22 protein-coding genes are annotated in these 23810 nt (G+C 60.5%); 17 read left to right on the top strand and 5 right to left on the bottom strand.

Annotated elements, in window-relative coordinates; genetic code table 11:
* Window positions 1–94 precede the first annotated feature (94 nt).
* Both NW822_RS03135 and NW822_RS03130 read left to right on the top strand, forming a co-directional pair.
* Window positions 95–646 carry a TIGR04376 family protein gene (locus NW822_RS03135; protein ID WP_414403488.1) on the top strand — a complete coding sequence of 184 codons (552 nt, stop codon included), beginning with the start codon at window positions 95–97 and terminating at the stop codon, window positions 644–646.
* 20 nt (window positions 647–666) lie between these two features.
* Complete coding sequence (locus NW822_RS03130) at window positions 667–972, top strand: PipX family protein (protein ID WP_414360930.1); 306 nt, start codon at window positions 667–669, stop codon at window positions 970–972.
* Here NW822_RS03130 and pheS read toward each other — a convergent pair.
* Together pheS and NW822_RS03120 are read right to left on the bottom strand one after the other, a co-directional pair.
* Window positions 969–1970 carry a phenylalanine--tRNA ligase subunit alpha gene (gene pheS / locus NW822_RS03125; protein ID WP_414360929.1) on the bottom strand — a complete coding sequence of 334 codons (1002 nt, stop codon included), beginning with the start codon at window positions 1968–1970 and terminating at the stop codon, window positions 969–971. The genes NW822_RS03130 and pheS overlap by 4 nt on opposite strands.
* Window positions 1971–2099: 129 nt before the next feature.
* The gene (locus tag NW822_RS03120) at window positions 2100–2711 is read right to left on the bottom strand and encodes a chromophore lyase CpcT/CpeT (protein ID WP_414403487.1); all 612 of its coding nucleotides are present in this window, start codon (window positions 2709–2711) and stop codon (window positions 2100–2102) included.
* A gap of 684 nt (window positions 2712–3395) precedes the next feature.
* Between NW822_RS03120 and NW822_RS03115 the strand changes: the two genes are divergently transcribed.
* From NW822_RS03115 to murJ, 6 genes are all read left to right on the top strand, one after another.
* Window positions 3396–3914 carry a phycocyanin subunit beta gene (locus tag NW822_RS03115; protein ID WP_414403486.1) on the top strand — a complete coding sequence of 173 codons (519 nt, stop codon included), beginning with the start codon at window positions 3396–3398 and terminating at the stop codon, window positions 3912–3914.
* A gap of 116 nt (window positions 3915–4030) precedes the next feature.
* On the top strand, window positions 4031–4513 hold the full coding sequence (locus NW822_RS03110) for a phycocyanin subunit alpha (protein WP_414360923.1): 483 nt from the start codon (window positions 4031–4033) through the stop codon (window positions 4511–4513).
* A gap of 238 nt (window positions 4514–4751) precedes the next feature.
* Window positions 4752–5609, top strand: coding sequence for a phycobilisome rod-core linker polypeptide (locus NW822_RS03105; protein ID WP_414403485.1), 858 nt, complete (start codon window positions 4752–4754; stop codon window positions 5607–5609).
* Window positions 5610–5641: 32 nt separating this feature from the next.
* Window positions 5642–6469: a HEAT repeat domain-containing protein gene (locus tag NW822_RS03100; RefSeq protein WP_414360919.1), complete on the top strand. Its 828-nt coding sequence runs from the start codon at window positions 5642–5644 to the stop codon at window positions 6467–6469.
* Between the two features lie 249 nt (window positions 6470–6718).
* Complete coding sequence (locus NW822_RS03095) at window positions 6719–6988, top strand: hypothetical protein (protein WP_414360917.1); 270 nt, start codon at window positions 6719–6721, stop codon at window positions 6986–6988.
* Window positions 6989–7221: 233 nt separating this feature from the next.
* A complete protein-coding gene (murJ, locus tag NW822_RS03090) occupies window positions 7222–8793 on the top strand; it encodes a murein biosynthesis integral membrane protein MurJ (RefSeq protein WP_414360914.1) in 1572 nt (523 codons plus the stop codon).
* Window positions 8794–8803: 10 nt separating this feature from the next.
* On the opposite strand, the gene sigC is transcribed toward murJ, so the two are convergent.
* Window positions 8804–9907, bottom strand: a complete 1104-nt coding sequence (gene sigC, locus NW822_RS03085; RefSeq protein ID WP_414360911.1) for an RNA polymerase sigma factor SigC — start codon at window positions 9905–9907, stop codon at window positions 8804–8806.
* 476 nt (window positions 9908–10383) lie between these two features.
* On the opposite strand from sigC, the gene NW822_RS03080 reads away from it, so the two are divergent.
* The gene (locus NW822_RS03080) at window positions 10384–10941 is read left to right on the top strand and encodes a cofactor assembly of complex C subunit B (protein ID WP_414403484.1); all 558 of its coding nucleotides are present in this window, start codon (window positions 10384–10386) and stop codon (window positions 10939–10941) included.
* An 8-nt stretch (window positions 10942–10949) separates the two neighbouring features.
* Here NW822_RS03080 and mutS read toward each other — a convergent pair whose 3' ends face one another.
* Entirely contained in the window at window positions 10950–13628 is a 2679-nt protein-coding gene (gene mutS, locus NW822_RS03075) for a DNA mismatch repair protein MutS (protein ID WP_414360905.1), read from the bottom strand.
* Between the two features lie 321 nt (window positions 13629–13949).
* On the opposite strand from mutS, the gene NW822_RS03070 reads away from it, so the two are divergent.
* The 7 genes from NW822_RS03070 to NW822_RS03040 all read left to right on the top strand — a co-directional run bounded on the left by NW822_RS03070 (window position 13950) and on the right by NW822_RS03040 (window position 23077).
* Window positions 13950–15488, top strand: a complete 1539-nt coding sequence (locus NW822_RS03070) for a ferredoxin--nitrite reductase (protein WP_414403483.1) — start codon at window positions 13950–13952, stop codon at window positions 15486–15488.
* Window positions 15489–15548: 60 nt separating this feature from the next.
* Window positions 15549–16853: a CmpA/NrtA family ABC transporter substrate-binding protein gene (locus tag NW822_RS03065; protein WP_414403482.1), complete on the top strand. Its 1305-nt coding sequence runs from the start codon at window positions 15549–15551 to the stop codon at window positions 16851–16853.
* 147 nt (window positions 16854–17000) lie between these two features.
* Window positions 17001–17936 (top strand): nitrate ABC transporter permease, encoded by a 936-nt coding sequence (ntrB, locus tag NW822_RS03060; protein ID WP_414360896.1) that lies wholly within the window; start codon window positions 17001–17003, stop codon window positions 17934–17936.
* A gap of 81 nt (window positions 17937–18017) precedes the next feature.
* Window positions 18018–20009 (top strand): nitrate ABC transporter ATP-binding protein, encoded by a 1992-nt coding sequence (locus tag NW822_RS03055; protein ID WP_414403481.1) that lies wholly within the window; start codon window positions 18018–18020, stop codon window positions 20007–20009.
* Between the two features lie 36 nt (window positions 20010–20045).
* Window positions 20046–20888 carry an ABC transporter ATP-binding protein gene (locus tag NW822_RS03050; RefSeq protein WP_414384856.1) on the top strand — a complete coding sequence of 281 codons (843 nt, stop codon included), beginning with the start codon at window positions 20046–20048 and terminating at the stop codon, window positions 20886–20888.
* A gap of 155 nt (window positions 20889–21043) precedes the next feature.
* Window positions 21044–21997, top strand: a complete 954-nt coding sequence (locus NW822_RS03045) for a LysR family transcriptional regulator (RefSeq protein ID WP_414360891.1) — start codon at window positions 21044–21046, stop codon at window positions 21995–21997.
* A 39-nt stretch (window positions 21998–22036) separates the two neighbouring features.
* Complete coding sequence (locus NW822_RS03040; RefSeq protein ID WP_414403480.1) at window positions 22037–23077, top strand: anthranilate phosphoribosyltransferase family protein; 1041 nt, start codon at window positions 22037–22039, stop codon at window positions 23075–23077.
* A gap of 151 nt (window positions 23078–23228) precedes the next feature.
* Here NW822_RS03040 and NW822_RS03035 read toward each other — a convergent pair whose 3' ends face one another.
* Window positions 23229–23483 carry a hypothetical protein gene (locus NW822_RS03035; protein ID WP_414403479.1) on the bottom strand — a complete coding sequence of 85 codons (255 nt, stop codon included), beginning with the start codon at window positions 23481–23483 and terminating at the stop codon, window positions 23229–23231.
* Window positions 23484–23556: 73 nt separating this feature from the next.
* Here NW822_RS03035 and NW822_RS03030 point away from each other — a divergent pair, with 73 nt between their 5' ends.
* The gene (locus NW822_RS03030; protein WP_414403478.1) at window positions 23557–23790 is read left to right on the top strand and encodes a hypothetical protein; all 234 of its coding nucleotides are present in this window, start codon (window positions 23557–23559) and stop codon (window positions 23788–23790) included.
* Window positions 23791–23810 lie beyond the last annotated feature (20 nt).

The raw sequence follows: 23810 nt of genomic DNA, 5'->3' as shown, positions 1-23810 counted from the left end.
CAGGGATCTGGCTGCAGCAATTGGGCTCTGCAGGACTAGCTAGAGAACCCGCCAGCTTGCGCTAGTCTAAACACAATCCCCTGAGCGCGAACTTATGAGACTGATTGAGGATATCATTCGCTTTTTAGAAACCCGCCTTGAGGAATTCCTTAGGGCCCATCCGGAGATCGAGCTGCAGCTCCTTGCCGAGGAATTGCAGCAGCAGGAAGTTGAGACGCGACAGCTACTGCAAGAAAGCCGCATTCAGGAGCAAGCTCTGCGCCAAAGCATCCTCCAGTTGGCAGAGGAAATCAAGACCTGGCACTTTCGTATCGAGAAAGCTGAGAGAGCCAATCGCCCAGATCTAGCCGAGGGGGCCCGCCGACGCGAAGCCCAGCTCCTCGAGAAAGGCAGCCAGCTGTGGAACCAAATGAAGGCGCTGACGCAGAGAATTCAACAACTGGAAGCTCTGCTGCCGCAAATTGCCCAGCGTCGGCAGGAGGTGCAAGCCAAGCTGCTGGAGGTCAAGGCTGCCCAAGCCCTGAAGGACAGCAAGTGGGCTGGAAACTGCAACCCCTGGCTATTTGCTGAGGACAAATTGGAGGAAGCATTTCGGCATCTTGAAGTAGATGAAGAGTTGAAATCAATTAAAAACGCAAAGCCATAACCGAGGGTACGCTACCGGGTATGAGTGAACTCTATCTCAACCACCCGACCTTTGGTCTGCTCTACGCCTTGTGTCAGATTAATGAAGGTGAAGCTATCTTCACCACCCTTTATGCTCAAAGGCTATTTTTCCGCGTTTACTTCAAAACTCCCGATCCCAATGCTGATCCGTCTGCTGTGGAAGAATTGGTTTTTGACCCAATTAGCCGCAACGAAGCTCGCCAAATTCTCGAAGAACAAATGCGCTTGCTGCGCCGCGCCAACTGCAAGGACAAGTTGGAGCATCTGCAGCTGATTTATAAACGCACTTTCTCCCAGCCTCTCTAAAATTGCGACAAAAAGCGCAGGTCGCTGCTGTAGAACAGCCGGATATCCGGAATACCGTGCAGGAGCATGGCCACCCGCTCGACGCCAATCCCGGCCGCAAAGCCGGTATAGCGCTCCGGGTCGTAGCCAACCGCCTGGAATACATTGGGATCCACCATGCCACAGCCAAAAATCTCCAGCCACCTGGAGCCAAAGCGCACGTCCATTTCAGCAGAGGGTTCTGTGAAGGGAAAGTAGCTAGGCCGGAAGCGGGTTTCTCGCTGGCCCAATAAGCGGCGGACGAACTCTTTGAGCGTGCCCTTGAGGTCCGTGAAAGTGAGGTTCTCCCCTACGGCCAAAATCTCCACTTGGTGAAACACGGCAGAGTGGGTGGCATCGACACTGTCGCGGCGCATCACCCGCCCGGCATGGACAATGCGAAAAGGCGGCTGGTGTTGCTCCATGTAGCGCACCTGCACCGAAGAAGTTTGGGTGCGCAGGAGGTAGCCCTTTTCAAGGTAGAGGGTATCCTGCATGTCCCGGGCCGGGTGATCGGCAGGGGTGTTGAGGGCTTCAAAGTTGTAGTACTCCGTCTCGATCTCCGGCCCATGGACTACCGTGTAGCCCATCCCCACAAGGATATCGAGTATGCGGTCGATGGTGGCCTGCAGGGGGTGAATCCGGCCCAGGGGCCGGCGCGGCCCTGGCATAGTAACATCCAAACGCTCTGCCTCTAGGCGGGCTTGGAGCTGGGCTTCGGCCAGGGCCCGTTTGCGCTCCTCCAGGCTGGATTGCAGGGCTTCTTTGAAGCTGTTGGCCAAAGCTCCAATAGCTGGCCTTGCTGCTGGCGGCAGCTTTCCCATTCCCCCCAGGATCTTCGAGAGCTTCCCCTTTTTGCCCAGATACTCGATGCGAATCTGCTCCAGCGCGCCCAGATCGGGGGCCTGCGCCACTTGGGTCAGGGCCTCTTCCTGGAGAGTCAGCAGCTGTTGGCGAAGGATGTCCTGTTCGTCTTGCATGGAGCCAGTTAATACACTCGTGCTAGCCCAGCCAAGCAGCAAGAGGGATCCCTGCCGCTGCAGGCCAGATTTGCCTTTCCCACCGTATCATCTTTTGCCCGCCGCGCCGACAAGGGGTTCTCTGCCCAGCTACTGCAGTAGCTCCCTCTGCCAGTCGACGACCTTGCGAAAGCGAAAAGGGCCCGCCAAAGCTCCCCAAACCTGGCGGTGGGTAACTGGATCCAGACCTCGGTCGTGGCTGCAGAACTCGCTTTCGCTTAGCTGCAAGGTGGTCTGCAAATAGGTGGTTTGGCCATTGCGCACCACCCAACAGCGACACCCCGGCTCCGTGCTGCCGACAAAAAGGGATCCCTCTCTTCTCACGTGCACATCACACCCTGGCAGGTAGGCCAGATCGGCAGCGCTCAGTTGGCTAAGTTGCTCTGCTCTCTCTCGAGCGCACCCCCGCCACCGCTGCGGCTGCAGAGGACGGTAGTTGCGAATCACGATCTCAGCCCCCACCTGGATCAACTCCACCACCGCCTGACGATAGGGATCCTCCAGATGGCCGCTGTAGGCCTGCTCCACATAGAAGCTGATCCCGGCCAGCACAGCGGTTGGCAAGGGGCGATAGGCCACCCGGATGGAGGCAAAAAAGGGGGGGTTCTCCCAAGCTTGCTCTTGGTTGCTGAAGTCTCCCGCCAGCCACCGCGCCATTTGCAGCAGCTCAGGGGAGAAGGTGGGTTGCGACTGGATCACCATAACCGCAAAGCTAGGGTGGGAGCCAATACCAACACTTCAGGCAGGGAGGAAAGCCTGCTTAGATTTTCCCTCGGCTTTGCTCCTCCTAGGAGACGGGCATAAATGTTAAATTATGTGTACTTTATGAGAAGGTTTACTCGGATACTGAAGCGGGCTGCCCTCCCGACTGCAGGCCATAAGTAGGGTTGCTACTGTTCTTTATGTTGCGAACTTGTGTAAAGTAACATTGTTTTTTGTAAAAGCAAGAGCTGGAAGAGGTGGACAAAAAGGCCCAGGCTAACTAGAACTCCAGGATCTAGAGCTGTTTGCATTCAGTGAAGCTTCTTTACATTTTTTGATTCAATGATTCCCCGCCCTCGCGGTAGAAGTAAGAACTGAAGCAAGGTAAGCTGGCTTTTCCTCACTTACCCAGTGCAGGTAGTCAGGGGTAGAAGAATCCTTGCTTCACCCGGATCCCACAAAGCCTGCTCGCAAGCGGCTTCATTTTTGGAGTTAGCTGAGCAGAGGAAGATGGGAAGGGGCTTACTGGTCTTATAAACCTTATCCTGTCAAGGGTCCTATTGGGGCAAGGGCTTGCGCTAATAGGGCTCTTTGGCAGAGAAGCTGCAAAAAGCTACTGGGTTCCCCTCGCGTGGGAAGCGTCAATTCATAACCTCTTTTGCTTTCACTAGGAGATGGAAAACCATGAACGACGTATTTAGCAAAGTTGTTGCCCAAGCCGACGCTAAGGGCGCTTTTCTGGGAGAAAACGAGTTTGCAGCGCTGCAGCAGGTAATTACTGAGGGAAACAAGCGTTTGGACGCAGTGAACCGCCTCACCAGCAACGCCTCTAAAATCGTGACCGATGCTGTCCGCGAATTGTTTGCCGAGGAGCCTCACTTGAATGCTCCGGGGGGCCCCGCCTACCCAAGCCGCAACGTGGCTGCCTGTTTGCGGGATATGGACATCATCCTCCGCTACATTACCTACGCCGTGGCGGCCGGGGATCCAAGCGTGCTGGATGAGCGCTGCCTGAATGGCTTGCGGGAAACCTACCAAGCTCTTGGCACTCCTGGCAGCTCTGTGGCTAAGGGCATCCAGAAAATGAAAAAAGCAGCAGTGGCAGTGGTAAACGATCCCAATGGCATCACCCGCGGTGACTGCAGTGCTTTGATTGCTGAAATCGAGTCCTACTTCGATCGCGCTGCCGCTGCAGTGGTCTAGTAGACGAGAGTCTTGCTTGACTTTTTTCTGCAGGGATTTTGCAGGCTAGGCTTTGAATCTTTTGGGTTATTGGCTGCACTAATTTTTTGAGGCGAGGTAAAGGAGTGTTTTGAACCATGCAAACCCCAATTGTTGATGCCATTGCCACTGCCGATAGCCAAGGACGCTATCTCAGCAACAGCGAATTGCAGGCTATCAGCGGCCGCTTTCAGCGGGCAGCCGCCAGCATGGAGGCAGCTCGGGTCCTGAGCAGCCGTGCTGAGGAGCTGGTGCGTGGCGCTACGGAGGCCGTCTATGCCAAGTTCCCCTACACCACTCAGCCGGGGGGACAATGCCACACCCAAGCGGGTAAAGACAAGTGCGCCCGCGATGTGCGCCACTACCTGCGCTATATCACCTACTGCTTGGTTGCCGGTGGCACTGGCCCCCTGGACGAGTGTATGTTGGCCGGGATCCGCGAGATCAACACCGCTTTTGAGCTCTCCCCCAGTTGGTTTATCGAAGCGCTACGCTACATCAAAGCTAACCATGGCCTGACGGGGCAAGCGGCCACCGAAGCCAACACCTACATCGACTACGCCATCAACGCCCTCAGCTAAGCTCTGCAGCTTGGGATCCCTCGACAAGGCAGCCAGTCTAGCGCCTGCGGGGGATAGCGAGGGCAACGGTGGCGGGAAAGAGGCCCCCCAGCCTGCAGGGGCCTCTCTCGCGAGGGGGAAAGCGCTGCTGTTGCTCTCGCTTCAACCCCATAGGCTGCTGAGGGGGGTTAAGAGGCGGGCCAAGGCAGCCCTTTTAAGCTTTTTTTCAGTCCAGCCAGTTTCATCATGAGGAATTAGCATGAGTGGAATCACAGCGGCAAGCCGAATGGGGATCCGGGGCCTCACAGAGACGACTCCCTTGGAATTGCGCCCCAATGCCAGCCAGGATCAGCTCAATGCGATCCTGCGGGCCATCTATCGCCAGGTGCTGGGCAACGATCACCTGTTTGGGGCGGACAGGAAGGAGCTGGCCAGTGCAGAATCGTTGCTACGCCAAGGCAGCCTGACGGTGCGGGAGTTTGTGCGCTTAATTGCCAAGTCCGAAGCCTATAAGAGGCGGTTTCTGTACCCTAACTCCCAGACTCGAGCTATTGAGCTCAACTTCAAGCACCTGCTGGGGCGGGCTCCCACCAGCCCCAAGGATATTGCCCGACACCTGGACATTTACCACACGGGGGGCCACAGCGCGGAGATTGATTCCTATATCGATAGCCCAGAATACCTGGAAGCCTTTGGCGACAACATTGTCCCCTATCCGCGCGGGTTTGAATACCGCAAGGCCCATACCACCCGCGACTTCACCAACCTCTTTGCCCTCTACGGGGGCTACGCCAACAACGACCGCTCCCAGGGGCGCAGGCCGCGCCTGATGGTGCCCCTTGCCACTGGCTTTACCCCGGCCATCCGCCGCATCGGGGTGCGGGGGCTGCTGCCGCCCAGCCCCATTACCAAACACTTGGGGCCGCCAACGGGCCAGTCCGACCGTATGTTCTGCATTGAGGTGACGCGGCTGCTTAACCCGCCCTCGGCCCTGGCCACCTCCAGCCGAGTGCGCAAATCCAACCAGCAGATCTTTGTCTCTGCCGATCAACTCTCGGCAACGATGCAGCGGCTGCTCAAGTCGGGCGCCAAGATCGTCAGCGTCCATAGCGCTTGAGGCGTCTGGAGGGGCTCTGGCCTGTTGATGCTATGACCACGGCTGTTCCTCCGGATCCCCCTTTAGCCACCGATCTCACCCCAGCTGGCCAGATCGCCAAGCTGCGCCACGGGGATCCGGGGGAGCGCTACTATGCGGCGTGGTGGCTGGGGCGCATGCGGGTTGTGGAGGGGATCCCGGCCCTCATCGAGGCTTTGGCTGACGAGACCGATCGCACCTTGCAGGGAGGATATCCCCTGCGGCGCAATGCCGCCCGTGCTCTTGGCAAAATAGCCTCCCCTGCGGGGATCCCGGCTCTGAAAGAGGCTTTACGCTGCTCCGATGGCCAAGTGGTGGCGGCAGCCGCCCAGGCCTTGGTGGAGATTGCCCTGGCCAATAATCTTGACCGGGATCCCAGGCAAGCTGAAGAGCTGGGATCCGCTTTGCTCGAGGGGCTGCGCTGGGTAGAGCAAGGTTTGCAGACAGAAGCGCCTGCTGCCTTGGAGGCTTTGATTGAGGCTCTTGGACAGCTGCAGGTGGCTGCTGCCCTGGGGCAGATCCGCCCCTATCTGGAGCACCCCTCGATGCGCCTACAGTGGGCGGCAGCGCGGGCCTGTTACTGCCTGACGGGGGATCCCACTTTTGTCCAGCCGCTACTGGCGGCTTTGGGCCACCCCAACATCCATCTGCGGCGGGCTGCCCTTCTGGATTTGGGGGCTAGCGGCTACTTGCCGGCAGCCCAAGCCATGGCAGCGGCAGCGGTCGAGGCCAACATCAAGCTGCTGGCCCTCAAGCAGTTGGTGGAGATGAACCTTAGACGCGGGAAAGAGGCTGGCCCTGACCTACACCAGGTGCTACGGCTAATTGACGAGCTCCTTTAGGGCAGGGAGAGGTAGAGCTAGGAAGACGACCTCGACCTAAAGTTGACACCTAAGGCCTCATGTTAAAGCTGATACAGAATGAAGTTGGGTTTTACCCTCTGAGCTGCGTCTAGGAAGCTGGAGCGGTTGTCTAAGAGGCCGGCGCAGGGGCGTCCGTTCATGTGGGGGAGTCTTCCTATGCAGCTGATCTAGCGGGGCATTGCCCACCCCTTTGTCGCTTCTGTCCCCGCAACCTGTCAGCGGCGGGAGGTGCCAGCGCGGTACCGGGGCTTGGCGTGGAGCTGGTCAGCTCAATCGGTGGCTGTGGCACTGCCGCAGTCTTTTGTCTTGATCTATCGAGGCCTTGTCCTCAATCCGGAGGTGAAGGCAGCAAGCGGGGTTATCTCCCTGCGCAAGAACTTGGTAACTCTAGTCAAAGAAACCCATCGGCAGCATCTGCTGAGCCGGCTGCAGGAGCGCCTCCGCTCCGCCCAGGTCCGCGGAGATCAACTGGAGCAGGAGCGACGACTGCTGGCCTAAGCTCCATCTTGGCCCTTCCTCTCGAGGTTCGGAGAATTCGGGATAATGGTGCTGCCCTATGCCGAAGCGAGAGGATAGCAGCTGTGAGCTGGTGGGTGAATCCTGCGAAGGAACAATCGAGGCATCCCGACAGTTGCTTATTGCCAAAGCGGCGGTGGGGAGCTAGGGGCAGGAAGGAGTCTGCGATCCCAGGGGGCTCTGCTGCGTCTTCTCCACCCCGTTCCTTGCTCTCGGTGGCGGGGCTGGTGGCAGGGGCCACGCTGCTTAGCAAGGGCATGGGGTTTGTCCGGCAGGCCTTAATTGCTGCAGTCTACGGCTCAGGGCCGGAGTACAGCGCTTTTGGCATAGCCTACGTCCTGCCCGGTTTTTTGTTAATCCTGCTGGGGGGGATCAACGGACCTTTCCACAGCGCTATCGTCAGCGTGCTCAAAAAGCAGCAGCCGGGAAGAGAGGATCCAGCCCGCTGGCTGGAGTCCATCTCTACCCTGGTGGGCTGCTTGCTTTTGGCGGTAACCTTGGGCCTCTGGTGGGGAGCCGACTGGGTGGTGCGCCTGAGTGCCCCAGGGGCCAGCCCTGAAGTGCATGCCCTCGCTGCCCAGCAACTGCGGATCATGGCGCCGCTGGCCCTGCTCTCGGGCTGGATTGGCATTGGCTTTGGGGCACTCAATGCAGCCGAGCACTACCTCTTGCCCGCCCTCAGCCCTTTGATCTCCAGCCTGGCCGTCATCGGGATCCTGGTCACGTTGGGGTGGACAGGGATCCCCACTCTACTGGCCTGGGGTGTGCTCCTCGGCGCCATTGCCCAGTGGCTGGCGCAGGTGCCTTTGCAGATGCGGCTGGGGCTGGGGCGGCTGCGGCTGCGCTTTGAGTGGGGATCCCCGCCGGTGCGGGCAGTGGGTCTACTGCTGCTGCCGGCGGTGATCTCCTCCGGCATGATCCACATTAATGTCTACGTGGATCTCTTTTTTGCCTCCTTCGTGCCTGGGGATCGCACCATTGGCAACTTGGGCTACGCTCAGCTTTTGGTGCAAACTCCCCTGGGGATCCTCTCCAACATGGTGCTGGTGCCCCTGATGCCCCTCTACGCCCAGTTGGCAGGGGATGGATCCCGCTGGCCGGAGCTGCGCCAGCGCATCCGCCAAGGGCTGATGGTTACGGCCATCCTCACCCTGCCCCTTGCGATGCTGTTGGTGGCCCTGGCTGAACCCATCGTCCAGATCGCCTACCAGCGGGGTCGCTTCACGGCAGAGGTGACCCAAGAGGTGGCGGCCCTGCTGAGGGCCTATGGTCTGGGGATAAGTTTTTACTTGCTGCGGGATGTGCTGGTGCGCATCTTTTACGCCCTGGAGGACGGAGCTACGCCCCTGCGTATTAGTGGCTTGTCCATTGGCCTCAATGCCCTGCTGGACTTCCTGCTTTTGCCAGCCTTTGGGGCGCCAGGCATTGCTCTGGCTACGGTAGGTGTTAACTTCATGGCGCTGATTGGGCTAGGGATCCGCCTCCACCAGCGCCTGCCGGGGATCCCTTGGGGGGAGATGGGGCAGGCCCTGCTGCCGTTGCTGGGGATCACCACCTTGGCCGGGGGCCTCAGTTCCTGGCTGTGGACACAACTGCGCTCCCAGGAGCTCCTGGGATCCCCGCTGCTTACTGCCGTCCTAGGGGCTAGTCTAGCCGCCAGCCTAGGCCTCAGCTTGTTTGCCGCAGGGGCCCTGTATCTACGGATCCCGGAAGTGGAGTGGCTAGCAGCCCAGCTTCAGACCCGCCTGCCCAAGATTGCCAGTCGGCGATCCCTACCCAGACCCTAAGTCGGCCCGGCTAGCTAATGGCCTCCAGGTAGTCCCGCACTCGGTTGCGTCGCTTCGGCTGCCGCAGCTTCTGCAAGGCTTTGGCCTCGATTTGCCGTACCCGCTCCCGTGACAGATCCAGGGCGCGGCCAATTTCTGCCAGCGAGTAGGTGCGGCCATCCCCCAAGCCAAAGCGCATGCGAATAACATCCCGCTCGCGGCTGGTGAGATCCTCCAGTAGCTGCTGCAGATCCCGCTGTAGGGCCTCGCGCATCATCATCTCCTCTGGGGAGATGTCGTCGGTCTCCAGCAGGTCTCCCAGCTCGGTGTCCTTGTCTTTGCCTACCTTGGTTTCTAGAGAAACTGAGCGCGGCACCCGTACCAGCAGCTCCCTGACCTGGGGCACCGTCATCTCCAGCTCGGAAGCAATGTCCTCAATGGTGGGGGTGCGGCCTTTTTCTTGGGAAAGCTTGCGCTGGGCTTTTTTGATCTTGTTTAGCTTCTCGGTAATGTGGACAGGCAAGCGGATGGTACGGCTTTGGGTGGCAATAGCCCGGGTAATACCCTGCCGGATCCACCAGTAGGCGTAGGTGCTGAAGCGATAACCCTTTTTGGGATCAAACTTCTCCACTGCTCGCTCCAGGCCCAGCGTGCCTTCCTGGATCAAATCCAGCAGCTCCAGGCCGCGGTTTTGGTATTTTTTCGCCACCGACACCACCAGGCGCAGGTTGGCCTTGATCATCTGCTCTTTAGCCCGCTTGCCAAGGCGCTGGATCTGCTGCAGCTTTTCAGGTGTAAGGTTGGCCCACTCAGGGAACTGGTTGGCCCTGGCCACCCATTCCTCTAGAGTAGGCTCCCGCCCCAGCTCTTTCTGCAAGCGCAGGCGTACCTCCAAGAGCTTCATGTAATCTTGGACTTTTTGGGCCAACGCCACCTCTTCGTCGCGTCCCAGCAGGGGAACACGACCAATCTCTTGGAGGTAAAGGCGCACCAGGTCCGTAGAGGGGCGAGCTGGCGCCTCCTCTACGTACTCGCTTTCGGCAAACTCCTCCTCCTCCTGCTCCTCGGTTAGATCGAGGAGATCGAGGGGGGTTTCAAACAAAGTGTCGTTGGCTTCAGGTTCGTAGCTAGACATGTAGGTGCTGTTGGATGAAATAGCTACAGAGACAGTCACGCAGAGGGAGTATTAGAGAAGGCTAACTTGAGGGTTCTTCACTGACAGTGGCTCACGCTATCGTCAGCGTTCCCCTCTTGCTCAGTCCAACTTTCTAGGGAAAGGTAGCTGCCCAGGGATCCGCCCCTTGGTAAAGCCTAAGTTCCTTATCATAACCTCAACAATTATTATAGTTGCCTCTCCCGGCCTAGATGCATGAGATCTGGCGCAGAGTCCTCTCCCCTTGAGCCGTCGTCGCTATTGCTAGGAAGCGCATTGCTCCTGCTGGCGGGGAGAGCTCCCAGGGGTAACCAACCCTCTTGCAAGGTCTAAACTATCCAAGTAGCCCGTCAATTGCCATGAGTCGTTTCTCTGCCGGTTTCCTCCTCTTCTCCAGGGTGGAGGGGCCACCAGCTCAGATCAAGCCCCTTGACAAGCTAAGGACAGGTCTTGTTCCCATGAATTGGGCCGCTGCACCTTCCTTCCTCTCCTGGAAAGGAGAGTCCATTTCCACGTTGACGCTGACGCTGATCCTCGGGATTGGCCTATTCTTCTTCCTACGAGCCTCAGGTAGAGCTCGCATTGAAACCCGCTTCTATTCTAGCAGCCGCAACCTGGAGGAAATGGGATCCCTCCTTCGCAAGCACCTGGAGGGGCGCGCCTATCGCTTGCAATCTGCCGACCCGGAGGGGATCGCCACCTTTGTGGGTCAGGCGCGGCCTAGCGTGGGACTGGCCGTTTTTTTGACGGGGCTGGCGGGAGCGGGGCTGGCCTGTCTGGCTTTGGTGCTGCAGGTGCTGGAGCCGGGTTGGGGAGTTTGGCCCTGGACACTGCTGTTGGTCTCCCCTTGGGCAGGCTGGTACTACTGGCGGCGCAATCACCGCCCGCAGCAGCTCCGCCTAAGGTTGCAAGAGGCCGATCCGCCCCCCGGATCCCTCCTGTGGGTAGAGGGGCAGCGGGAGGAGCTGGAGGTGCTGGCCACTACCTTGGGGCTGCAAGAACGGGATCCAGGTTGAGAGTAGCCCTAGAGCTCTTTGGGGAAAAAGGACAGTTGATCCCCAGCTGTGGCATCGCAGTCGGGGATCCCGCTGGAATGGGATGCTTGCTTGGGCTGTTTTTTGGGGTTGTTTGAAGAAGGGCGGCTTTTCCCTTGGTTGCGCAGGCCCAGGCCAATGCGGCTGTGTTTTTCCACCAGAGCCAGCACCTGTTTGGCCCGCTCGATGACCGGCTGGGGCAGGCCGGCCATGCGCCCTACCTCGATGCCATAGGAGCGGTCGGCTCCCCCCGGCTGCACCTGGTGCAAAAAGATGATGCGATCCGGCAGCTCTTTGACCACCACCTGGAAGTTGGCCACGTTGGGCAGCAGCGTCTCCAGTTGGTTGAGCTCGTGGTAGTGGGTGGCAAAGATGGTGCGGGCGCGCACGTGGGTGGCCAGGTATTCGGCCACGGCCCAGGCGATGGAGAGGCCGTCGAAGGTGGCGGTGCCGCGGCCAATCTCGTCCAAGAGCACCAGGGATCGCTCGCCGGCGTGGTTGAGGATGTTGGCCGTCTCGTTCATCTCCACCATGAAGGTGGACTGTCCTGTGGCCAGATCATCCACGGCGCCAATGCGGGTAAACACGCGGTCGCACAGGCCCAACTCCGCCCGCCGCGCCGGGACAAAGCTGCCCATCTGGGCCAGGATCTGGATTAGCCCAATCTGGCGCAAGTAGGTGGACTTGCCGGACATGTTGGGGCCAGTGAGGACAATGAGATCGGGGCCGTGGGGGGATCCCAGCCGCACCGAGTTGGGGACAAACAAGCCCTGGGGCAAAGATTTCTCCACCACTGGGTGGCGCCCCTCCTCGATGATTAAACGGCGATCTGCAGTAATCACCGGGCGGGTGTAGCCCTGCTGCACGGCCACCTCGGCTAGGCCAAACAGAGCGTCGACAGCGGCCAGGGTCTGGGCCACCTGGCGGATGGCGGCAGCCTGGGATCCCGCCTCCTGGCGCAACTGCACAAACAGCTCGTATTCCCGCTGGTTGATCTCGGTCTGGGCAGTGAGGATGCGGGCTTCTTTTTCTTTAAGCTCAGGGGTGATGAAGCGCTCTTCGTTGGTGAGCGTCTGCTTGCGGATGTACTCCTTGGGCACCTGCTGCGCCTTGGCGCGGCTGATGCTGAGGTAGTAGCCAAAGGCCTTGTTGAAGCCGACTTTGAGGGTGGGGATGCCGGTGCGCTCGCGCTCGGTTTTCTCCAACTGGGCAATCCACTGGCGGTCTTGCTCCACCTGCTGCCGCAGCCTGTCCAGCTCCGGATCTACGCCAGGCCGGATCAGCCCCCCTTCGGTGAGCACAGGGGGCGGGGAGGGCAAGAGGGTGTGCTCGATGCGCCGGCCCAGGTCAACCAGAGCGGGATCCACCTGCTGTAGGCTCTGCAGAAGGGGAGTTTGGGCTTCGGCCACCAGCTCGGCCAGTTGGGGCAGTTTGCCCAGGGAGGAGCCCAGGGCCACCAGCTCGCGCGGGTTGGCGGTGCCGGAGGCGACGCGGTTGGCCAAGCGCTCCAGGTCGTACAGAGAGTCTAGAAGGGATCCCAGGCGGGTGCGCAGGGAGGGGTTTTCCAACAGCTCCTGGATGGTGTCCTGGCGAAGGCGGATTTGCTCTGGATCCCGCAAAGGCTGCAGCAGCCAGCGGCGCAGGGTGCGCCCGCCCATGGCGGTGCGGCTGTGATCCAAGACCCAGAGCAGGGATCCGACAAAGGCCCCCTCGCGGATAGTCTGGGTCAGCTCCAGGTTGCGGCGGGTTTGGGCATCCAATATTAGGTAGTCGGTGAGCTGGTAGGTGCGGGGCGGGCGCAGGAGCGGATGGCCTCCCTGGGGAGAAGGCTGCACCAGGTTCTTTTGCGTTTCTTCCAGATAGTGGAGCAATCCCCCCGCCGCCCGAATGGCCAGGGGCAGCCCCTCGCAGCCCAAGCCCTCCAGGGAGCGCAGGCCATAGGTCTGCAGTAGGTTGTCCCGCGCCACCGCCAGCTCAAAGGGCTCCGCCGGGCGCAGGGTATAGGTGTACTGGCCGGGTAGGCCCAGGGGAGCGTGGGAATCTCCAGGCCGCATCAAGCCCAGGCCCAGCCCTTCCTCAGTGGGCAGCAGGATCTCCGCCGGCTGCAGCCGGGCCAGCTCCTGTTCTAGCTGCTCTTGCCCCTCACTCTGGCAGACCCAGAACTCGCCAGTGGAAATGTCGGCGTAGGCCAGGCCCCAGGCGGTTTGCTTGGAGCCTCGCAGGCGGACAATGGCCGCCAGGTAGTTATTTTGCCGCGCCTGCAGCAGCTCCTCTTCGATGACCGTGCCGGGGGTGATGACCCGCGTCACTTCCCGCCGCACCAAGCCTTTGGCTTGATCCGCCGGCTCCATCTGGTCGCAGACGGCTAGGGCATAGCCTTTGGCCACCAACTGGGCGGCATAGCGGTCAAAGGCGTGGTAAGGGATCCCGCACATGGGCACCCGCCCGATGGCCCCTGCCTCTCGCCCGGTGAGCACCAGCTCCAGCTCCCGCGACACCAGTTGCGCGTCCTGGAAAAACATCTCGTAGAAATCCCCCAGGCGGTAGAGCAGGATGGCGTGCGGGTATTGCCGCTTCAGCTCTACGTAGTGCTGCATCATGGGGGTGAGCAGGGCGGGATCCACCTGCAGGGCATCCCAAGTGGGCTCAGGGGCAGCGGAAGAAGTCATAGCGCCAATGCTTCAGGATGGCTCTTCCAACCCAAGCTAGTCGGCTTCGGCCATTTATGATCTTCCCCCTCTCCCTGGGCAGGGCGGTGAGGGCAAACTGCCTGTGGCCAAGGACAGTAGGAGGTTTGCGATGGGGGCCAAGCACCGTCATCGGGAGTTGACCCCGAGACACCCTGGGGGCAAGCCAGGCGGATCCGCTATGCGCTCCTCGCAAGTGAGTTATGACAAAACGGCATAACTTGTTACGAAGTGTAACGGCAAATACCAAAGTTAACGGTTGGCCATCGCTAAGGTAGCCGGTGTTCCCCTACGGCAGCGACGATGGCGAACCAATTTGAGCGCCTCAAAAGCGAAAAGGACGGGCTAGCGGTCAAAGCCGAGCTGGAAGCGTTTGCCCGCATGGGCTGGGAGAACATCCCTGAAGACGACCGGGATCACCGCCTCAAGTGGCTGGGGATCTTCTTTCGCAAGCGCACGCCCGGCCAGTTTATGCTGCGGCTGCGCCTGCCCAATGGGATCCTGACCAGCGGCCAGATGCGGATGTTGGCGGCGATCATCCATCCCTATGGAAAAGATGGCGTAGCCGACATCACCACCCGGCAGAACCTGCAACTGCGCGGCATCCCCATCGAGGAGATGCCCCAGATCTTGGGCTACTTGAAGGAGGTGGGCCTGACCAGCATCCAGTCGGGCATGGACAATGTGCGCAACATTACGGGATCCCCCCTTGCGGGCATTGACCCAGATGAGCTGATTGACGTGCGCGGCCTCACCCGCAAGGTGCAGGACATGGTAACCAACAACGGCGAGGGCAACCCTTCCTTCACCAATCTGCCGCGTAAGTTTAACATCGCCATCTGCGGTTGTCGCGACAACTCCGTTCATGCGGAGATCAACGACCTGGCCTTTGTACCGGCCTTCAAAGCGGGCAAGCTGGGCTTCAACGTCTTGGTGGGGGGCTTTTTTTCGGCCCGCCGCTGTGCCGAGGCCATCGGGCTGGATGTCTGGGTGGATCCCCGCGATGTGGTTCCTCTGTGCGAGGCGGTGCTGCTGGTCTACCGGGATCACGGCCTGCGGGCCAACCGGCAGAAGGCGCGGCTGAGGTGGCTCATTGACGAGTGGGGCCTGGAGAAGTTTCGGGCGGCTGTGGAGCGGCAGATTGGCCATCCGCTCTCCAGGGCGGCGGAAAAAGATGAGGTGGTCTGGCAGAAGCGGGATCTCCTGGGGGTGCATGCCCAGAAGCAGCTGGGCTTGAACTTCGTTGGCCTGCACGTGCCGGTGGGACGGCTGAATGCCCTGGAGATGATGGAGCTGGCCCGCCTAGCGGAGGTATACGGCTCCGGGGAGCTGCGGCTGACGGTGGAGCAGAACGTGCTCATCCCCAATGTGCCCGATTCGCGGGTGGCGCCGCTGCTTAAAGAGCCGCTCTTGAAAAAGTTCTCCCCCAACCCGGGGCCCTTGCAGCGGGGGCTGGTGTCCTGCACGGGCAACCAGTTCTGCAACTTTGCCCTCATCGAGACCAAAAACCGCGCTGTGGCTCTAATGGAAGAGCTGGAAGCCGAGCTGGAGATCCCGCAGACGGTGCGCATCCACTGGACGGGCTGCCCCAACTCCTGCGGCCAGCCCCAGGTGGCCGATATCGGCCTCATGGGCACCACCGCCCGCAAGGACGGCAAGCCGGTGGAAGCGGTGGACATCTACATGGGGGGAGAAGTAGGCAAAGACGCCAAGCTGGGCGAATGTGTGCGTCGAGGGATCCCTTGCGAAGACCTCAAGCCCGTCTTGGTGGAGCTGCTGATTGAGCACTTCGGGGCCAGGCCGCGCCAGCGTCCATCGGCTTCCCCCATGATGGCTTGCTAAGTAGGGGCCAAGTCTGGGGAAGGTTTCCTCTCTGCGTCGTGCAAAATCTTGGAGGTTCCGATGTCTAAACTGTTCTCCCGTCGCCAATTTTTGGCCGGGGCAGCCGCCCTGGCAGCAGGAGCAGCCGCGGCTGGGATCCCACGCGCCCAATCGCGATCTTTGGGTCAGGGCTACTGGGTGGCCCAGGCCGATACTCCCGAGACCACGCGGGCCAAGCTGGGGTTCATTGCTCTCACCGACGCCGCCCCCCTGATCATTGCCAAAGAGAAGGGGTTTTTTGACAAGTACGGCATGAAGGACGTGGAGGTGGTCAAGCAGGCCTCTTGGGGCACCACCCGCGACAACTTGGTGCTGGGATCCGCTGCTGGCGGCATCGATGGGGCGCACATTCTCAGCCCCATGCCCTATCTCATCACCACCGGCAAAGTTACCGATGGCAAGCCGGTACCGATGTACATTCTGGCCCGCCTGAACTTGGACGGTCAGGGCATCAGCATTGCCAACGAGTACCGGGATTTGCAAATTGGCCTGGACAGTTCCCCCCTCAAAGCCAAGTTTGCGGAAGCGCGAGCTGCCGGCAGGGATCCCAAATGCGCGGTAACCTTCCCCGGCGGCACCCACGACCTGTGGATGCGCTACTGGCTGGCCGCTGGCGGGATCGATCCCAACAGCGAGGTCTCTATCATTGTGGTGCCGCCCCCGCAGATGGTGGCCAACATGAAATCCAAAACGATGGCAGCCTTCTGTGTGGGCGAGCCTTGGAATGCTCAACTGGTGAACCAAAAAGAGGGGTATACCGCCCTCACCACCGGCGAGCTGTGGAACCGCCATCCCGAGAAAGCCTTTGCTCTGCGGGCCGACTGGGTGGATGCCCACCCGAAAGCCACCTTGGCGCTGTTGAAGGCGGTGCAAGAAGCCCAGATCTGGTGCGACCAAATGGAGAACAAAGAGGAAATGTGCCGGATCATCAGCAACCGCCGCTGGCTGGGGGTTCCTGTGGCCGATATCCTGGGTCGCGCCAAAGGCACCTTTGACTACGGCACCGGCAAAGTGGTGCAAAACAGCCCCCACCTGATGAAGTTCTGGCAAGACAATGCTTCCTACCCCTTCAAGAGCCACGACCTTTGGTTCCTGACCGAAGACATCCGCTGGGGCTATCTGCCCGCCGACACGGATACCAAAGCCCTGGTGGACAAGGTCAACCGAGAAGATCTCTGGCGCGAGGCCGCCAAAGCCATTGGCCAAGAGGCCGCCATTCCCCCCAGCACCTCTCGCGGCGTGGAAACCTTCTTCGATGGGGTGAAGTTCGACCCCGAAAATCCGGCTGCCTATCTGGAGAAATTGGCCATCAAGAAGCTGGCCTAGCCTGCTCCTTCCAGGGCTTGCAGAACACCTGCAAGCCCCCTGTCCGAGAGATTTCCCTAAGAGCCCCCAGACAGGTTCAAATTAAACCTCTTCTCTCTTGCACTTTCCCTACGCTGACTTTGACCATAGCCCTACTCTCAGCAAACTATGCATCTTCTCCACTTTGCCTTGAAGGTGGGCTGCCACCTCTTCCCTTTGCTCATCCGCTTAGGCCGTTGGCTGCTGAGCCAAGGTGCCTCTCTTCCGGCCCAGGCCGGGATCCCTTCTGCCACGAGCTCTGGATCCGCTTGGAGGCAACGAGTCCGGATCCATCAAGCGCTGCGCCGCATTCTCTTGCCCGCTACGGCAATTTTCATCGTGCTCCTGCTCTGGCAAATCCTCTACAGCCGGCCCGGCGCCAACCTGCCCACCCCGCTCCAAGTTTGGCAGGACACCTGGGATCCCCTTATTAAAGATCCCTTTTTTGACTACGGCGGCAACGCCAAAGGACTGTTCTGGCAAATCTGGGCCAGCCTGCAGCGGGTGTTCATTGGGTTTTTCTTGGCCAGTCTGGTGGGGGTTTTGGGCGGTATGGTGATCGGGGCCAACCGCTGGCTGTACGAGGCTTTGGATCCCATTTTTCAAGTGTTGCGCACGGTGCCACCTCTGGCTTGGCTGCCCATTTCTTTGGCCGCCTTTCGCGATGCCAACCCCTCCGCCATTTTTGTTATCTTCATCACGGCCCTCTGGCCCATCTTGATCAACACCATTGCCGGTGTACAGCGGATCCCACAGGACTACCGCAATGTGGCCAGAATTTTACGCATGTCCGGCTGGAAGTATTTCTTTAAGATTGTCTTTCCGGCCACGGTGCCCTACATCTTTACCGGCCTGCGCATTGGGGTGGGCCTATCTTGGCTGGCGATTGTGGCTGCAGAAATGTTGGTTGGTGGGGTGGGCATCGGGTTCTTCATTTGGGATGCCTGGAATAGCTCCCGCATCAGCGAAATTATTGTGGCTTTGATCTATGTCGGCCTGGTTGGGCTTTTGTTGGATCGGGTTACGGCTTGGATTGGCTCGCTGGTGGCTGCCGAGGATCACTAGGTTGGACTGAGCCCGAAGTTGGCTGCTGACAGTTTGCCCACTTTTCAAAAATGAAGCTCAAGGGATCCCTTAGGTGGCATCATGAAGACTCAGCCCTACATCGAAGTTGACCATGTAGACAAAGACTTTTTCCTGGACAATGGGGAGGTTTATCCCGCTCTAAGAGACATCCATCTGGAGATCCAAAAAGGGGAATTTGTCTCGCTAATTGGCCACTCCGGCTGCGGCAAGTCCACCCTCCTCAACATCATTGCCGGCCTGGAAAAGCCCTCCCGCGGCGGCGTGCTGCTGGAAGGCCGGCAGATGACGGAGCCCGGCCCGGATCGCATGGTGGTGTTCCAAAACTATTCTCTGCTGCCCTGGCTGACGGTGCGGGAAAACATCGCCCTGGCCGTGGACGAGGTGCTGGGATCCCTTCCCCAAGCAGAGCGAGCCCGCATCGTGGAAGAGCACATCCGCCGCGTGGGTCTGCAGGGGGCAGCCGACAAGCGGCCCGCCCAGCTGTCGGGGGGGATGAAACAGCGGGTGGCCATTGCCCGGGCTTTGGCCATTCGCCCGCGGGTGCTGCTGCTGGATGAGCCGTTTGGGGCGTTGGACGCCCTCACCCGCGGCAGCCTGCAGGAGCAACTGATGGAGATTGCCCAGGCGGAGCAGCTCACCTGTATTTTGGTTACCCACGATGTGGATGAGGCGCTTCTGCTTTCGGATCGGGTGGTGCTGCTGACCAATGGCCCGGAGGCCCGCATCGGCCAGATCTTGCGGATCCCGTTTCCGCGGCCGCGCCACCGGTTGGAAGTGGTGAATCACCCCGAGTACTACAACCTGCGGGGGGAGATGATCTACTTTCTCAACCAGCAAAAGCGGGCCCGCCAGAAAACTCCTACCCGTGTGGCCATCGCCAAGGGGGGGCTGGAAAAAGTCAACTTGGCAATTGGCTTTGTGCCCCTCAACGACTGCGCCCCTCTGGTGGTGGCCCAAGAAAAGGGCCTGTTTCAGAAGCACGGCCTGGAACAGGTCACGCTGGTCAGGGAGCCGGGCTGGAAAACCCTCTGGGAAGGGATCCGCTCCGGTCGGCTGGATGCGGCCCTGGTGGTGGCCGGGATCCCCTTGGCCTCTACCTTGGGGGTGGGTGGGGTACCAGTGCCTTTGGTAACTGCACTTACCGTTTCCCGCGGCGGCAACGCCATCACCTTTGGGCGCCGACTCCTGCTGCAGGCCTTCCAGAGCCCCTGGGATCTCCGCCAGTACCTCCGCCAAACTCCCGATACGGTTCATACGCTGGGGGTGGTGCACCCGGCCTCGATGCACAACTTCCTCTTGCGCCATTGGCTGGCCAGCGGCGGCGTGGATCCGGATCGAGAGGTGAGGTTGACGGTGATCCCGCCGCCGCAGATGGTGGCCCACCTCAAGGCGGGCAACATCGACGGCTACTGCGTGGGCGAACCCTGGAACTCCCGCGCCGTGCGGGAACAGGTGGGGGTTATCGTTGCCACCACTCCCGAACTCTTGCCCAGCCACATCGAGAAAGTCCTAGCGGTGCGCCAAGACTGGGCCCAAAGCTACCCCCGCACCCACGTGGCCCTGGTCAAGGCGCTGCTGGAGGCCTGTCACTACTGCGATCAGCCGCAGCACCGTCCCCAGATCCTGGAGTGGCTGGCCCAGCCCCAGTATGTGGGCGTGGCCCCAGCCGATCTGGAGCCGGGGTGGAGGGGCATCCTGCAGCGGGGCATCGCCGATGAGTCGCAAGTGATCCTCGGTTTCCACCAGTTTGCCAACGGGCGCAACACCTGCCCCGAACGCTTGGAGCATCTCTGGATCCTGACGCAGATGGCTCGCTGGGGCATCTGCCCCTTCCCTCGCAATTGGGTTGCTGTCCTCGACCAAGTGCTGGATGACAAAACCTACGCCCTAGCTGCTAGAGAACTGGGGCTGCCGGATCGGGCCCACGATCGCGGGGCTTTGCTCTTTGCCGACGGATCCCGCTTTGATGGCGAGGATCCCTTGGACTACCTGGAGTCAGTGGCCATTCGCCAGGAGCTGAAGCTGCAGGAATACCCCCTCAGCAAGGTCTAGTTTTTGCTCTACTGAACTCAACTGGAAGGCTTTATGATGACCCACTCTCGCTTAACTTCTTTGTCCTTTTCCTCAGCCTCTTCTCTTGCAGTTCCGCCCCTTCTTTCCCTCCAGAATGTGGGCAAGACCTACTTTACGGCGGCGGGAGCCTTTGTGGCGCTAGAAAATGTCAACTTGGAAGTGGCCGCCGGCGAATTTGTCTGCATCATCGGCCACTCCGGCTGCGGCAAGTCCACCTTGATCAACATGGTGGCCGGGTTTTCTGCTCCTACTTCGGGATCCATTACCCTCAAGGGCCAGCCCATCACCGCCCCAGGGCCGGATCGGATGATGGTGTTCCAGAACTATTCCCTTCTGCCCTGGCTGACGGCTTTTGAAAATGTTTATTTGGTGGTGGACCAGGTCTATCCCGATAAATCCCCCAGAGAGAAAAGGGAAATCGTTCAAGAACACCTAGAACTCGTGGGTTTGGCCGAAGCAGCCCACAAGCGGCCCAAGCAGCTCTCCGGGGGGATGAAGCAGCGAGTGGCCATTGCCCGCGCGCTGGCGGTACGCCCAGAAGTACTGTTGCTGGATGAGCCCTTCGGGGCCTTGGATCCCATTACCAAGCAAGAGCTGCAGGATGAGCTGCTGGCCATTTGGCGAGATCACCGCTGCACGGTTTTGATGATTACCCACGACATCGACGAGGCTCTTTACTTGGCAGACCGGGTGGTGATGATGACCAATGGCCCTGCTGCCCATATTGGCGAGATTTTGACGATCCCCTTTGGGCGACCGCGCAGCCGCGCGCGCATCATGGAAATGCCGGAATTTTACGAATTGCGCAACTCTGCCCTTGACTTTCTCTACCGTCGCGCCGCCCTTGTCTTGGATTGAGGGGGAGCCAGTCTCGTCAAGGCGGCACGGCGAGCAGCGCTCCTCCCCAATACCAGAGTCTTACAGCACGGTTTGGTAGCGGTACCTACACCAAGTCGAGGGATCCCTGGCTAAAATCCCACAGCAGTTGGGCCATCACTCCGGAGAGGTTCTCGGTGCGTTTGGAGCTGTTGCAGGCTTTCCTGAACGTCGTCGAAAGCGGCAGCTTTTTGGCTGCTGCCCGCTGCAGTGGCTTGACCCAGTCTGCCATCAGCCGTCGGATTCAGGCCTTGGAAGAAGAGGTGGGCGCTCCGCTACTGCATCGCAAGAGCCCGCTGGCTTTGACGGTGGCGGGGGAACGGCTCCTACCCCATGCCCGGCGCATCTGTCAGGAGTGGCAGCAGGCCCAAGAGAGCATTCGGGAATGGCTACGGGGCGAGCAAAGCGAGCTCTGCGTTGCCGGGATCCACTCGCTGATTGCCTATCGACTGCCGCCGGTGCTCCAGGAGTTCTGCCGAGAGTACCCGCAGGTGCAGTTGCGGGTCACGGCCCTGGGCAGCGACCGCGCTTTGAAGGTGCTCAAGGATGGGCTGGTGGATGTGGCTTTGGTGATGGAAAATCCCTGGCTGAGGCGGGGGGCTGAACTGGTGGTGGAGCCGCTGTATTCGGAGCCCATTCAGGTGTTGATGGCCGCCAGCCATCCCCTTAGCCGCTACGAGCGGATCCCTTGGCCAGTGTTGGCCGAGTACCCCCAGGCCGTATTTAAAGATGGCTATGCTATGCGCGCTTGGGTGGGATCCCACCTGGCCCGCCAAGGGTTAACTCTCAAGGCAGCGCTGGAGCTGAACACGCTGGATGCCTTCCGCGGCGTCGTTCGCCAGGGGCAGTTGATTGCCCTCCTGCCAGAATCGGCTCTGGTGGACTGCCACGCCGACCCAGAACTCCAGGTGCGGCCTACTGAACCCCCCTTGTTGCAGCGACAGGTGGTGGCAGTTACCACCCGTGACCGCTATCAGATCCCACCCATTCGCCGCTTTTTGCAGTTGGCAGCCCAACTGCTCCGCCCGCCTGCTCCTTCTAAGAGGTCCGACGTCGAGGCGTTGGTCCCGGCCAAGGTGCTGTCGGCTTAGTTGGAGACTTACCCTCCCCCGCTCCAGACTGCCAAGGCTATGAGCCATGAGTTTCGCGAGCTGTTGAAGAAAATTGGCAGTGGCACCCACACCCACGAGGATCTCACCCGCGGCGAAGCCGCCCAGGCTACTCGGCTGCTCCTTGCAGGCAAAGCCACCCCGGCCCAGATTGGGGCCTTCTTGATTGCCCACCGCATCAAGCGCCCCACCGCCGAAGAGCTGGCTGGTATGTTGGATGCCTATGCCGAGTACGGCCCTCGCCTTCGCCAACGGGATCTGCCCCACCCCTTGGTGATCTTTGGCCACCCCTACGATGGCCGCTCGCGCACAGCACCGCTAGGGGTGTTGGTGGCTCTGGTATTGGCAGCGGCGGGGGCAGCCGTTTTGCTGCATGGCTCCGGCTTTTGCCCTCCCAAGTATGGTCTGCCTCTGGAGGTGGTCTGGCGAGGCTTGGGGGTGGACTGGCGAGGATGGTCGCTGGAGCAAGTGGGCCAGTCCCTGGAGCAAACGGGCTTGGGATTTTTGTATTTACCAGATTGTTTTCCCCAAGCCCAGGCCCTGATGGAGTACCGGGATCAAATTGGCAAGCGCCCTCCCCTGGCCACCTTGGAGCTGGTCTGGTCACCCTACGAGGGCCCCTTTCATTTGGTGGCTGGCTACGTGCACCCCCCTACCGAGGCTACGATGCTGGAGTTGTTTGCCCTGCAAGGGATCCGAAGCTTTACCACGGTCAAGGGACTAGAGGGCAGCAGCGACCTACCGCGGGAGCGGACGGCTATCCTCAACCACTGCGGGAAACGGCTGCTGCTCAAAGCCCGCGACCATCACCTGGCCGGCCCCGAGATCCCGCTGGCGGAGGAGAAAGAGTTGCTGCGGCAGATGCACCAGCTCCTCAACGGCGATCCCTCTCCTCTTACTCCAGCAGTACTCTGGAATGGCGGCAGCTACCTCTGGCTGCTGGGCTATGCTCACTCCCTCAGCGAGGGGATCCAGCAAGCCGAGGAATTGCTCCGCTCTGGCCGGGTGAGGGAAAAGTTGCAACAGCTCCAACAACAGGCTCACCTGGCCCGGTTTTCCTAGGGATCCCTTCTTGCCTCAAGATAGGCTGCAAGGGAAAGCCCACAGGGTCACCCCCAAACCGGCTTGTCCTGTCGATTGGAGTTTGTAACCCTGCCGATCCGTGCTTCCTTCACCGGTGCCCTCGGCTGTTCCCTGCCGGTTTCGCTGCTCCTCACTCCCCTGGTGCTCGGATCCCCGGCGCAAGCCCATCGGAGCCGCCGCCTCTGTACCGATGCAGCCGAGTTGGCAGAGCCCGCGGGAGCTGGAGCGAGTCAACCACGACCTGGCCAAAGCGCAGCGGCACCTGGCGGAAGCCAGCTTCTTCGCCCAGCGGGGATCCTCTCCGGAAGCCGCCCGTCTCCTGGAGCTGAGCCGCCAGAGCTTTCGCCGCCCGCGAGCAGGCCAAAGCGGCGGAAAACCTGGCCAAAGCCGCCAAGAGGCTCTACGAAGCGGAGTTGGGCTTTGGGAGCCGTCCTGGCCGTTCCTTCTTCGAGGCCCCCTTGCGCGCCCAAGCGTCCCTCAGCCGGCTGCAGGCGGAGACGACCTTTGCCAACATCACCTCTGGCCCTGTGGCCAAGCTGCAGCAGCAAGCCCAACAGTTGTTGGGCAGGGTCAATACCCATCCTGCTAGCTACACCTTCGCCGACTACAGCCGCAGCAAGGCTGCCCACCACTCGACCCGCGCCGCGCTGCCTTTGTTGGCGGCAGAGCGCCTCCTGGGAGCCAGCTTCTAGGCGGTCAAGCTGGAGGCGGC

Source organism: Synechococcus sp. H70.2 (genome assembly GCF_047462275.1).
Classification (GTDB): Bacteria; Cyanobacteriota; Cyanobacteriia; order Thermostichales; family Thermostichaceae; genus Thermostichus.
This window is presented reverse-complemented; position numbering and strand designations above follow the sequence as displayed.

Coding starts and splice junctions, on each gene's coding strand:
- NW822_RS03135 (WP_414403488.1), top strand. CDS start 95: ATGAGACTGATTGAGGATATCATTCGCTTTTTAGAAACCCGCCTTGAG.
- NW822_RS03130 (WP_414360930.1), top strand. CDS start 667: ATGAGTGAACTCTATCTCAACCACCCGACCTTTGGTCTGCTCTACGCC.
- pheS (WP_414360929.1), bottom strand. CDS start 1,970: ATGCAAGACGAACAGGACATCCTTCGCCAACAGCTGCTGACTCTCCAG.
- NW822_RS03120 (WP_414403487.1), bottom strand. CDS start 2,711: ATGGTGATCCAGTCGCAACCCACCTTCTCCCCTGAGCTGCTGCAAATG.
- NW822_RS03115 (WP_414403486.1), top strand. CDS start 3,396: ATGAACGACGTATTTAGCAAAGTTGTTGCCCAAGCCGACGCTAAGGGC.
- NW822_RS03110 (WP_414360923.1), top strand. CDS start 4,031: ATGCAAACCCCAATTGTTGATGCCATTGCCACTGCCGATAGCCAAGGA.
- NW822_RS03105 (WP_414403485.1), top strand. CDS start 4,752: ATGAGTGGAATCACAGCGGCAAGCCGAATGGGGATCCGGGGCCTCACA.
- NW822_RS03100 (WP_414360919.1), top strand. CDS start 5,642: ATGACCACGGCTGTTCCTCCGGATCCCCCTTTAGCCACCGATCTCACC.
- sigC (WP_414360911.1), bottom strand. CDS start 9,907: ATGTCTAGCTACGAACCTGAAGCCAACGACACTTTGTTTGAAACCCCC.
- NW822_RS03080 (WP_414403484.1), top strand. CDS start 10,384: ATGAATTGGGCCGCTGCACCTTCCTTCCTCTCCTGGAAAGGAGAGTCC.
- mutS (WP_414360905.1), bottom strand. CDS start 13,628: ATGACTTCTTCCGCTGCCCCTGAGCCCACTTGGGATGCCCTGCAGGTG.
- NW822_RS03070 (WP_414403483.1), top strand. CDS start 13,950: ATGGCGAACCAATTTGAGCGCCTCAAAAGCGAAAAGGACGGGCTAGCG.
- NW822_RS03065 (WP_414403482.1), top strand. CDS start 15,549: ATGTCTAAACTGTTCTCCCGTCGCCAATTTTTGGCCGGGGCAGCCGCC.
- ntrB (WP_414360896.1), top strand. CDS start 17,001: ATGCATCTTCTCCACTTTGCCTTGAAGGTGGGCTGCCACCTCTTCCCT.
- NW822_RS03055 (WP_414403481.1), top strand. CDS start 18,018: ATGAAGACTCAGCCCTACATCGAAGTTGACCATGTAGACAAAGACTTT.
- NW822_RS03050 (WP_414384856.1), top strand. CDS start 20,046: ATGACCCACTCTCGCTTAACTTCTTTGTCCTTTTCCTCAGCCTCTTCT.
- NW822_RS03040 (WP_414403480.1), top strand. CDS start 22,037: ATGAGCCATGAGTTTCGCGAGCTGTTGAAGAAAATTGGCAGTGGCACC.